Genomic DNA, 12506 nt, shown 5'->3' on the forward strand with positions numbered 1-12506 from the left:
TTTGAATTGCCATTTTCAAAGTTTTTATTTAGAATTTATAGTTTAAAGTAGCTAAAATTACACGTTTGTTTTGCGGTGTAACAGTGCTCCAACCTGAATAGAATTCTTCATCAGTTAAATTATTTCCTTTTACACTTACTCTAAATTTGTTTGTTTCATAATATACTGAAGCGTTTAAAATAGTGTAGGCAGGTAAATAAAAACTACCAGTTGCCGCTTTGTAATCAACCATTGTGTCGTATTCTGTAGCTCCGTTAAAACCAGCTCCAACCCCAAAATTCTTTAAGAATTTATAGTCTGCCCAAAAATTGTAAGTTATTTCTGGTCCAGATTCACCGTATCTATTTCCTTCTAAGTAAGTTGCAGATGGAGAATTTGTAATTTCAGAATCATTATAGCTAAATCCACCGTGTAGGTTTAATCTGTTTATTGGGTTTGCGTTTACTTCCAATTCAATACCTTGGCTATTTACTTCAAGGTCTTGTGTTTTAGTTGCCCAATAATATTTATTAGCTACATTTATGTTGTAATAACTTAATGTAGTTTCAAGTTTATTGTTGAATAATTTTGTTTTTACACCAAACTCAAATTGGTTTGCTTGTTCAACATCATACGATTGTAAGTATGTTTCTCCAGTGGTAAAATCTGTAATATATTGTGGGTTTACGTATGAAAATCCATTTTGATAATTGGTAAAAATAGATACCTTGTTTAAAATAGGTTGATAAACAATTCCAAACTTTGGAGAAAATGTAGACTCTGTATACTCTGTATCATCATCTTCATCTGTGTTTTGGTCTCCCTTGTAGTTAAATCTGTCATAACGTACACTTGCCATTACAGATAATGAAGGTAAAATATTTATAATGTCAGATACATAAGCTCCAAATACATTTTGGCGTACATCACTATCAACATTTCCAATTCTGTTTAATGCAGTTTCTAAATTTTCTGCACTGGTTGGTGCTCCTGCAAGTAAATCTCCTTGAAGGTTAATAGTGTTTAAATAGCCCCAATTTGAACTTTGATCAATTGTTTTTGAATCTAAATAATCAAAACCTACAAGTACTTTGTTTTGAAAATCACCTAAATTAAAAATACCATTAAAATTTTGTTGAAGGTTTAAGGTTTTTGTTTTAGCGTCAGTATCTTGTGCGTACAAGTTAAAGTAAGGTGTTCCTACTGGAGCAGAAGGGTTTGACCAATCAGCAAAATTCCATAAATACGTATAATATCCATTAGATTTTGCCACACCACCAGCAATTAAAGTTTGAGAAGACCATTTATCTGTAATTTTCCAAGCAATTTCCCCTCTGTAGTTTTGTGTATTGTTTTCTAAAACAACATCATTATTAGTGAATGATAAGTTGGTATCGTAGTTTAAATCTTCAATTGAACTAAATGCAAGAGGTCCATACCTGTTTAAAAATAAAAAGGTTTCATTTGTTTGTTCATTTTTTGAAGCTTCGTACGAAAAATTAAAGGCTAAATTGTTGCTAGCTTTATAAGAAACTGAGGGCGCTATGTAGTACGATTTTTTAAATCCAGCATCTTGAAAGCTATTTTCTTTTTGGTAGCCACTATTTAGTCTAAAAGACAATTTCTCTTTTGCTGAAACATTTACATCCATATTTATTTTAGCAAAATCATTTGATCCACCAGCCAATGTAATTTCACCACCAGTACCTTTATATGGTTTTTTAGTTATAATGTTAATTAAACCTCCGTATGATGTAACAGAGCTTCCAAATAAAGTAGCTGAAGGGCCTTTAATTACTTCAACACGCTCTACGTTTGAAGGGTTTATAAATCCATTTGTAATTCCGGCAACTCCGTTTACTAATTGCGGTTGTACTGCAAATCCTCTACTTGAATAATAACCTGCACCGTCTCCACTTCTACCAGTTGAAGACCATAATTTGGTAACACCTGTGGCGTTTGTTAAGGCGTCTTGAAAACTATTAACAGATTGAGATACAAGAAGCTGATTGGTTACTGTATTGTAAACTTGAGAGTTTTCAATATTTTTAAGTGGCATTTTTGAAACATAAGCACTTTCTTTTCTTGAAAATTTATTTGCTCTAGTACCTTCAATAAATACTTCACTTAGTATTTCGTTTCCTTCGTAAATAATAATCGTATTTAAATTTACAGGTTCACTGTTTGTAATTGAAAATGGTACTTCTTTAGATTTATAACCTAAAATTGAAATTAATAGTGTGTAATCTCCATTTTCAATGTTGGTAATTTCAAACACACCTTCTTCATTGGTTTGTGTTCCTTTTTGTTGGTTTTTAAATGATACGCTAACTCCAAAAAGAGCGTTGTTTCCGTCATCTGTAATTTTCCCAGTAATTTTTCCGGTTTGAGAGTACGTGAATGTGCTAATAGTTAGACATACAAGTAGTGTAATAATTTTATTCATTTGTTTTTATTTAGACTAATTAAAAATAATAAGTCGCAAATGTAATATGCATTATCAAATCTACCAAATTATTTAGAATGATTCTTAATAAAAAATTAAAGCTACTGTTTTATGGGGTAGCAGAGAGGTTTAAGTAGTGTAAAATGGAATTAAAGTTGCTCGTATAAAGCCTTAACTTGTTGTTGGTTGTATTTTTTTTCAAGTTTACGAACTATAAAATGACCTTTTGCCATGTCTTGAAAATGATCTATAAAAATTGTGTTGATAAGCGCTCCACCGGCTGCTCCCAAAATAGGAATGGCTTGTGCGGCTGCCTTTTCAGATATTTGTATTCCAAATCTTTGTGATATACTAGAGATAAGTTTTAGTAATGCCGGAGCTGTTTCTTTTGATGCTGTTTTAGAACCTAAATGCTGCATAGATTCTGAAATAGATTTAGCTAATAAAGTTCTCATTGTAAAGTAACCGCTCTCTGTTGCATCGTCTAAAGTTGTTTTTCCTCCTAAAGCAAATACTTCTAAGCAAGCTAATTTAGTTTCGTATGTGTCAACATCTTCACCTTGTGATCTGGCAATATCTATAATTGATCTTAGCATTATAGTTGTTGAAACAGGAAGTTCAATGGCTAAAGCCGTAAAACCAAAAAAGCCTCCAATACCACCACTAGTGGCTACACTTAATTTGTGCCATTTATTTGAAGGAGTTTTTGAAGGTGTATTTTTCATGGTTAAAATAGCAGTTTCAGTTGCTTTTAACAATGATTTTTGAGTGATTACACTTATTTTATGTTTCCAATTTTCTGGAAGAACTTCAAAACCTTTTTCTATAGGTGTGCCTAAAAAATTCGTCAATTTTGCAGCAATTCCTGGATTTTCTAACAATTGCTTTGCTACTACTAATTCTTGTTTGTCTTGAATGGAAATTTTTGAGCTCAACGTTCTTAAAAGGTTTTAATTAGCAATTTATAAAGCTTGAATTATTTTTTATCTCTTAATAAATACATATAAACTGGATAATGATCGCTGTAGCCATTTATAAAATTAGATCCGGCGAAACTTCTATGCGGATAACCTTTATATTTCCCTGTTTGTGTAGTTAAATACTGCGGATTAAAAATGATTACTTTGTACATTTTATAAGTAGAATAATCTTTTTTTGAAGCTAGTAATGGCGATGTAAACATAATTTGGTCAAACAAGTTTATATTGTCTCTGTATACTAACGTGTTTTGTCCACGTCTAAACATATCTTCTGTTGGATTGTAAATATCTCCTTCTTTTACATCGGCTTTTCTAGATTTTGTTTTTAATACTGTTTTGAAGCTTGAATTGGTTGGGTCGTCATTAAAATCGCCCATAATAATAATTTTTGCATTTGGATCATTCTCTCTAACCTTTGCAATTATTTGAGTGTTTAAATAGGCAGCTTTTTCACGTTTATGTCTACTTTTTTCTTCTCCACCTCTTCTTGAAGGCCAATGGTTTACAATTACATGCACCAATTCATCATCTAAATAACCTGAAACCAATAACTGGTCACGCGTAAAAATTCGTTTGCCTTCTTCATCCCAAAGCTTCAATTCAAAAGTTTCACTATTGGTTGGTTTAAAATAATTTGGTTGGTATAAAAAAGCCACGTCAATTCCTCTTAAATCAGGAGAATCATAATGAATAATTTCATAATTACGATCTTTTAAATAATCTGTTGAAATTAAATCTTCTAACACTTTTTTATTTTCAACTTCAGCAACTCCAAGCATTACTGGGCTATTTTTTGACTCTGCAATTCCAATTTCTGAAATTACTTTTGCCATATTGTTTAACTTCTTTTCGTAAATAGCTTCTCTTCCTTCTTTAATCTCCATTATAGGACTCGCTTCATCATTAATAAGCGTATCATTTTCAGTGTCAAATAGGTTTTCTAAGTTGTAAAAAGCAACGGTTCTTATTTCGTACTTTTTTTGACCGAAAAGTGCATTACTTGTAATTAATAGTATTAAAACTAATAGAGGAAATCGTTTCATGAGTGTATTTCATTTTTATGAGTTGCTAATTTACAAACAATGTTTGAATATATGTGAAATTGTATTTTTCATAGGTGAAACAATGAATTTGATGTGTTTATGATAAATATCAGTAAGTTTTATTGAATTAAAATTTAATTTTATTGAGTATAAGCGTAAAATTAATAATTGCTATGTTAAATAAATCGCTCTTTTGTACAGTGTTTTCACTGTGCGCATTTCTTTTTGGCTACGGACAAACCATACTTTTTGAAGGAGATATTTCTATAATTGGAATAGATACTCCTTCAGAAGATTTTGTGTTTGTTACTTTCGTTGATTTAGATGCTGGAACTGAAATTTATTTTACAGATGAAGAAGCTGATGGTGATAATACTATTGGTGCTGGTGAAGGTACAATTCTATATACGGTTCCTGTCGGAGGTGTTTTGGCCGGAACAGCTATTTCATATTCTGTAAATACTTCAAATTTTAATGTTACTGCTGATGGAGATATTCAATTAGCAGATAGTGGTGATGGTTTAATTGCATATCAAGGAACTTCTGTAGGAAATGTAACCACTTTTTTACACGCTGTTGCTAAAGATGCGAGTGTTATGGGTACTTTTCCTAATGGATTTTCAAATTATGTTTTGTTGAATAGTGATGATGGAAAATATTTTGGTGTGAGAGATGGAAAAACCGCTGGTGAATTTGCTGTTGAGGTAAATAAAATAGCGAATTGGGTTACAAGCGCAAGTGGTGTTAGCCCGTTTAATTTAACAAATTTCACATTAAATGCTGAATTGGTAAACAATTGTTCTGAGCTTATTATTTCAGAATATATGGAAGGAAGTTCCTTCAATAAATATATAGAAATTTACAACCCTACAAATGCTCAAATACTACTTACCAATAATTATTCAATTCAAATTTTTTACAATGGAAGTAATTCTTCATCAACAATTGATTTGGTTGGAAGTATTGAGCCTTACGGAGTTTTTATATTGTCGCATAGTTCAGCTGCAATTGGAGTTGTTGAAAGTCAGTCTACCAATTCGTTAAAATTTAATGGAAATGATGCTGTTGCTTTAGCTAATGCTACTAGTATTATAGATGTGGTTGGTGTAATTGGCGATCCTACAAATTTTGGAGAAGATAAAGGTTTTAAAAGAAAACTTGTTGTAAAAGAGCCTTCGGTGCTATTTGATGAATTAGAATGGGATGAATTGAGTGTAGATGATTTTTCTAATTTAGGATCCTATTTTGGAGATTGCGGATATGTATGTTCTAATTCTAAAACTTCTATTTGGAACGGAATGGCTTGGAGTAATGGTATGCCAAATAAATACACAACAGCAATTGTAAATCAGTCGTACAATACTTCTTCCAATACAAGTTTTAATGCTTGCTCTTTATTGGTTGAAGAAAATGCCATTTTAACAATTGCCAATTCAACTTTTATTGAGGTTCAAAATAATGTTGAAATAAAAGGAGATTTAATTGTTGAAACAGCAGCAGCTTTTTTACAAACGAATAACTTAGCTAGTTTTCAAATTTTAGATAATGGAACTGCAAGTGTACAAAAAACAGCAGCACCCATTAATGCTTGGTACGAATATACGTATTGGAGCAGTCCGGTAACAAGTGCAATTATTGGAAATACGCTTGTAAATGCAGCAGAAAGTAGAAGATTTTGGTTTAAAGCTCAAAACTGGTTAGATGCTTTTGCTGAAAATAATAATAACAATGCTGCAGTAAGTGGACAGGATAATGTTGATGATAATGGAGATGATTGGCAATACGTAAAGGCTACAGATTTAATGATCCCTGGTGTTGGTTATGCGGCAACCTATACACCCAATAAATTTACGCACGCTGGCCAGCAATATGAATGTGTGTTTTTTGGTGCATTTAATAACGGTGTTATAACAGTTCCTGCTTATAGAAATGATACCGAAAAAAATGATGTGAATTGGAATTTTATTGGAAATCCGTATCCTTCTGCAATTGATGTTGATGCTTTTTTTAGTGAAAATGTGTACAATTCAATTTCCAATCCTTCGGGTGTTTTAGACGGAGCAATTTATTTGTGGTCTCAAAATACACCGCCTTCAAATACAGCGAATGGAAATGATCAATACAATTTTTCACAGTCTGATTATGCAGTAATTAATGGGACTGGTTCAATTTCCGCCGGAGGCGATAGTCAAATTCCTGAGCGATTTATACCTTCTTGTCAAGGATTTTTTATGTCGTTTTCAAATAATGCTCAAGCCGTTAGTACCGCTTCCGCAGGTATTTACAAAGGAAACGTAATTTTTAACAATGCAATGCGAGTGCAACAGCATAACAATCAGTTTTTTAAGTTGGATAAAAATAGTAAGGAGATTGAAAATACCAATAGGTTGTGGTTAAATTTAACTGCTGAAGGAGGTTTGTTTAGTCAGGCCTTGGTTGGTTATGTTGATGGAGCTACAAATGAGTTGGATACACCTTTTTACGATACGGTTAGAAATTCATCGTCTAAATTATATGCTTCAATTTATTCAACTGTTGAAGGAAGTGAAAGTAAATTGGCTATTCAAGGAAAGTCAAAAGAAAAGTTGAATGTAAATGAAGAGTTTGTTTTAGGGTTTGACACCTCTATAGAGCAGCCAATTACATATGAATTATCCATAGCTAAAATTGAAGGTGATTTTTTAACGGCATTAACTGTATATGTTGAAGATCAAGTGACAGGGAAATCTCATAATTTGTCAGAGTCTAGTTATTTTTTTACTTCTGAAGTTGGAACGTTTAACAAGCGTTTTAAAATTCGTTTTTTCAAAGAAGAGGTTTTAGGAATTGAGGATGAGGTTCCTTTAAATTTATTATCTATTTCAATTATAGAAAACGAAAAATTAGAATTTTCTACGTTAGAAAATGTTTATATGGAACATATTCAGATTGTTGATTTATTAGGAAGAAAATTGATTGATTTTGAAGGGGAAACCAATGAAAAAATTGTTGATTTAGCAGCTTTAGCAAGTTCAATTTACTTTGTAAGAGTTCAATTATCAAATCATAAAATGATTCAAAAAAAGCTATTAAAAAAATGAATTAAGAATTAGTTGTGTTCTTAATTTTTATGAAAAAGATAAATATGAAAAAGCAAACAAAAACAATAGGTATTGCTACTATTGTCTGTTTGATGTGTGTTTTTAATGCGCTTGCACAAGCAGAGAATTCTATTAAAGGAAAAATTGTAGCAGCAAATACTGAAACGCCTTTACAAGGTGTTTCAGTAAAAATATTAGACCATCTTTTTTTAACTAAAACAAATGATTTAGGTGAATTTAAAATTGAAGGCATTTCAACGGGAACGTATATTTTACAGCTGTTTTTAGAAGGCTATCAACCTCAAAATATTTCAATATTAGTAGAAGAAAATAAGCCGTATAACTTAGGTGTTATTTATTTAAATGTAGCCACAGTTGACTTTGTTGATAAGAGTATTATTTCTTTGTCTGATGATGATTTTTTTGATGATAGCAACCAAAGTTCAGCCTATGTTTCTGGTTTGTTTCAATCTTCAAAAGATGTGTATTTAAGCGCAGCAGCATTTAATTTTAGTCAGGCTTGGTTTAAGATTCGTGGGTACGATTCAAGTTTAGGAACTATTTCAATTAATGGTGTTGAAATGAATAAATTGTATGATGGCAGACCTCAATGGGGAAATTGGGGAGGTTTAAATGATGCGTTTCGAAATCAGGAATTTACAACAGGATTAGCGCCAGCGGCGTATTCTTTTGGAGGTGTTTTAGGGTCTACTAATTTTAGTACGCGAGCTTCAGATCATCAAAAAGGAATAAAGGTTTCTGTTTCATCAACAAATAGAAGTTATGCAGGGCGCGTAATGGCAACGTATGCATCTGGTTTAAATGAAAATAATTGGGCGTTTGTAGCTTCAGGATCCTATAGGTTTGCGCAAGAAGGTTATTTTGAAGGTGCTTCATACAACGCGTGGTCAGGGTTTTTTGCTACTGAAAAAAGATTGAATGCACATCATAGTTTTAATTTAACGGCTTTTGTAGCTTCAAATAGGCGAGGAAAATCGTCGCCAAACACACAAGAAGTATTTGATTTAAAAGGGTATCAATACAATTCGTATTGGGGAAATCAAGAAGGTGATAAACGCAATTCAAGAATGAAAGAAATTGTAGAGCCTGTTGTTATGTTAAGTCATTTTTTTGATATAAATAAAATCTCAATAAACACCACTGTTTCGTATCAATTTGGACATATAGGAAATAGTAGATTGGGGTATTTTAACGCACCAAATCCAGATCCTACATATTGGAAATATTTGCCTAGTAATTATTTGCGATATGAAGATGATTTAGATTATGGCAACGCTTATTTATCTGAGCAAGAGTTTTTAAATAATGGCCAACTAAATTGGGCTAATTTGTATGAAGTAAACTCAGACAAAGGAAATGCATTGTATTACGTTTATGAAGACAGTGTAGATGATACGCAGTTTTCATTCAGCTCTATAGTAAATTCAAATCTGTCAGATAGTATGAATATAAATGCGGGCGTTTCATACCGTAATTTAACTTCAAAAAACTTTGCTGAAATGTTAGATTTATTAGGTGGAAATGAGTTTGTTGATTTAGATCAGTATTCGCAAGGTGATGCACGGCAAAACGATTTAAATAACCCAAATCGTAGTATTTTTGAAGGCGATCAATTTCAATATAAATATACTATAAATGCTTCGGTTTTAGGTGCTTTTGCCCAAGTTCAAAATGTGGGTAAAAAAGTGGATTATTTTGCAAGTATTCATTTTGAAAACACGAATTACCAGCGAGAAGGATTTTATAAAAATGGACGTTATCCAGATAACTCATTGGGAAAAAGCGCAAAACAATCTTTTGTAGATATTAGTGCAAAAGCTGGGATTACATATAAATTTAATGGTAGGAATTTATTGAGTTTAAATGCTGGTTATTTGTCAAATGCACCTACTATTAGAAATTCATTTTCTAACTCACGAGTCAATAATAATAGTACTCCAAATTTAAAAAGTGAGAAAACACTCACAGCTGATGTTACTTATTTATACCGTTCACCAAAGTTGCAAGGAAGGCTTACGGGGTTTTATACGCAGTTTCGCAATGCTATTGAAACAGGGTTCTTTTTTGCTGAAGGTTTACGTGGTGACCAAGCAGATTTTGTAAATGAAATCGTAACTGGTGTTGATAAACTTCATTTGGGAGCTGAGTTAAGTGCACGTTACCAAGCAACATCTACAATTAGTGTTTTGGCTGCAGGATCTTTTGGGCAATTCACGTATAGTAACAATCCGCATTTGTATTTGCAATCAGAAAGTTTTTTGGAATTGGAGAGTGATTTTGGAACCGCTTATTTAAAAGATTATCGTGTTGCCGGAACACCTCAAAGAGCTTATTCTTTGGGTTTTGAGTATCGAGATCCAAAATATTGGTGGTTTCAAATGAATGCCAATTTGTTAACGCATAATTATTTAGATATTTCTCCTTTATTACGAACCGATAATTTTTATTTAGATGCTGATGGTGTTCCGTTTGTAGATGATGAAACCGGAGTTGAGGTAACCCAAGAACAAGTAAAATTATTGTTAGCGCAAGAACGTTTTAATGATGCTTTTTTAGTGAATATGGTTGGTGGTAAATCTTGGTTTATAAATCAAAAATATGTTGGTTTTTTTATTGGAGTAAACAATGTTTTAGGAGCGTTATTTAAAACGGGAGGTTTTGAGCAGTCTCGAAATGCAAATTATCCAGAGTTAAAGCAAGATAAACAATTGGAGAAGCCCATTTTTGGTCCAAAATATTGGTATGGAAACAAAGCTTCGTACTATGTAAATGTATATATGAGATTTTAAAAATATAGCTATGAAACAATATTTAAAAATTAAAAACTATGTGAAAATAGCGCTAGTAGTGAGCCTTTTTTCAGGGTGTGTGAAAGATTCAGATTTTTTTACACCAAATGTAGATTGTGTTTCGCCAGAAATTACGGTGACAAACACCATTCAACAAGTAAAAGAAATGTATTATTTTGGTGGAGCAACTGAAATTGAGGAAGAGGTTATTATTGAAGGTTATGTTGTTTCAAATGACGAGGCTGGTAATATTTATAAAACAATTTCCATTCAAGATAAAGCTGAAAATCCTACGGCAGCCATAAAACTAGCAATAGATCAAACAGATTTATACACAACGTATAATGTTGGTAGAAAAATTTATGTAAAGTTAAAAGGTTTGGCGGTTGGCTATAGTTACGGTAGTTTTCAAATTGGAGTTGCAAATGGAAAGGAGTTAGATAGAATTCCTTCAACAGATGTGAAAAACCGAATTGTAAGGTCTTGTGAGGTTGCTGAAATTGTACCTAAATTGGTGAAAATTTCAGAATTAAATGAGGATTTTTTAGAGATGCTTATTCAAATAGATAATGTGCAATTTAGTAGTAATGCGTTGGGAAATTCATATGCTAATTTAAACAACTCTTTAACCGTAGACCGCACACTTGAAAGTTTTAATAGCAATTGTGGTTTTACAGGAAATGTAATTGTTCGCAATAGTGGTTATTCCGATTTTAAAAATGAATTATTACCTGAAGGAAAAGGAAGTATTACTGCAATATTGAGTAATTATTACGATGATTTTCAATTGTATGTTAGAGACTCAAAAGATTTGAATTTTTCTGAACCACGTTGTGATTATTCAAATGCATTCACACCAACAATTACAATAAAGGAGGTAAGAGAATTGTATGAAAGTGGTTTGTTTGAGTTTGGAGTTTCTGCACCATATATTATTGAAGGTTATGTAATTTCAAGTGATGAGCAAGGTAATTTTGAAAATAAGTTGGTGCTTCAAGACGCTGTTGAAAATCCTTCTGCTGGAATTCAGTTATTAATTGATAAAGAGATGATTTATGAAGACTATGCTTTAGGCGATAAAGTTTTTGTAAAGTTAAACTCCTTATATATGAATAAAAATGAAGGTATTTTAACTGTTGGATTTCCAAAGAAAAATGAGGTTGTTGAAATAAATGCCGATGCCGTTGAAACTTACTTATATAATAGTGGTGAAAATTTTGAATTGAAACCTAAAGAATTGTTAATTTCAGAAGTGGTAGCAGAACAATATGAAAGTACTTTAGTAAAAGTTATAAATGTACAATTGGTAGAAAGTGAATTAGGATCAGCTTTTGCTTACTTTTCAGGAACTGATGATGGTGTTAGAATTTTAGAAACTTGTAACGAATCAAATAAAATATCAGTTTTTACTAATGGAAACGCACTGTTTGCCAATCAACTATTTCCTGAAGGTCACGGGGCAATTACGGGTGTGTTAACTTCAGCAATTGAAATAAGAGCGATTAGTGATGTTGATTTTACAGAACCTTATGAAGTTTGCCCTGTAATTATCCCAGAAGTTTTAATTACAGAAGTTGCCGATCCTAAAAATAGTACAACAGCGCGTTTTGTTGAATTGTATAACGCTACAGCTTCAGCAATTAATTTAACAGGTTGGAAATTGAATAAATATACAAATGGAGCTACATCAGTCTCAGGAACTCCAATAGATTTAAGCGGAGTTGTAATTTCTTCAGGTGGTTTTGTGATAATTGCTAATACCGGTTTTGCAAGTGTTTTTGGAATAACGCCAACCATAGAATCTACATATATTTCTGGAAATGGAGATGATGTTTATGAATTGGTTGATAGCTCGGGAAATACTATTGATATATATGGTGTAGTTGGTGAAGATGGAAATGGTACAAGTTGGGAATATTTAGATGGAAGTGCTTTTCGTAATTTAGAGGTAAATAATTCAAATAATAAGTTTGAAATTAGTGAATGGACGGTTTCAACAAATGCAAATAATTTATTGGTTCTATACCCAAATACGCCGAAAAACGCTCCAAATGACTTTTCTCCAAATTATAGATAACATAATTTTATTAGGTATTTTTAAAGTATATGGTATTTTTAACTAAATAAATCATTTAATTGTTGTCAATAACGCAATAAACTTAATTTTT

At 31.9% G+C, this 12506-nt stretch carries 6 protein-coding genes; 3 read left to right on the top strand and 3 right to left on the bottom strand.

Annotated elements, in window-relative coordinates; genetic code table 11:
* Window positions 1-28 precede the first annotated feature (28 nt).
* From ACFQ5N_RS04285 to ACFQ5N_RS04295, 3 genes are all read right to left on the bottom strand, one after another.
* A complete protein-coding gene (locus ACFQ5N_RS04285) occupies window positions 29-2425 on the bottom strand; it encodes a TonB-dependent receptor domain-containing protein (protein ID WP_386808026.1) in 2397 nt (798 codons plus the stop codon).
* 149 nt (window positions 2426-2574) lie between these two features.
* Window positions 2575-3360: an EcsC family protein gene (locus ACFQ5N_RS04290; protein ID WP_386808028.1), complete on the bottom strand. Its 786-nt coding sequence runs from the start codon at window positions 3358-3360 to the stop codon at window positions 2575-2577.
* A 41-nt stretch (window positions 3361-3401) separates the two neighbouring features.
* Window positions 3402-4448 (bottom strand): endonuclease/exonuclease/phosphatase family protein, encoded by a 1047-nt coding sequence (locus ACFQ5N_RS04295; RefSeq protein ID WP_386808030.1) that lies wholly within the window; start codon window positions 4446-4448, stop codon window positions 3402-3404.
* A 200-nt stretch (window positions 4449-4648) separates the two neighbouring features.
* On the opposite strand from ACFQ5N_RS04295, the gene ACFQ5N_RS04300 reads away from it, so the two are divergent.
* The 3 genes from ACFQ5N_RS04300 to ACFQ5N_RS04310 are packed head-to-tail and all read left to right on the top strand — an operon-like array spanning window position 4649 to window position 12415.
* Entirely contained in the window at window positions 4649-7528 is a 2880-nt protein-coding gene (locus ACFQ5N_RS04300; RefSeq protein ID WP_386808032.1) for a lamin tail domain-containing protein, read from the top strand.
* Between the two features lie 44 nt (window positions 7529-7572).
* A complete protein-coding gene (locus ACFQ5N_RS04305; RefSeq protein WP_386808034.1) occupies window positions 7573-10338 on the top strand; it encodes a TonB-dependent receptor domain-containing protein in 2766 nt (921 codons plus the stop codon).
* Window positions 10339-10348: 10 nt separating this feature from the next.
* The gene (locus ACFQ5N_RS04310) at window positions 10349-12415 is read left to right on the top strand and encodes a DUF5689 domain-containing protein (protein WP_386808036.1); all 2067 of its coding nucleotides are present in this window, start codon (window positions 10349-10351) and stop codon (window positions 12413-12415) included.
* The last annotated feature ends 91 nt before the right edge of the window (window positions 12416-12506 follow it).

It is taken from the genome of Lutibacter holmesii, from assembly GCF_042679665.1.
GTDB classification, from domain to species: Bacteria; Bacteroidota; Bacteroidia; order Flavobacteriales; family Flavobacteriaceae; genus Lutibacter; species Lutibacter holmesii.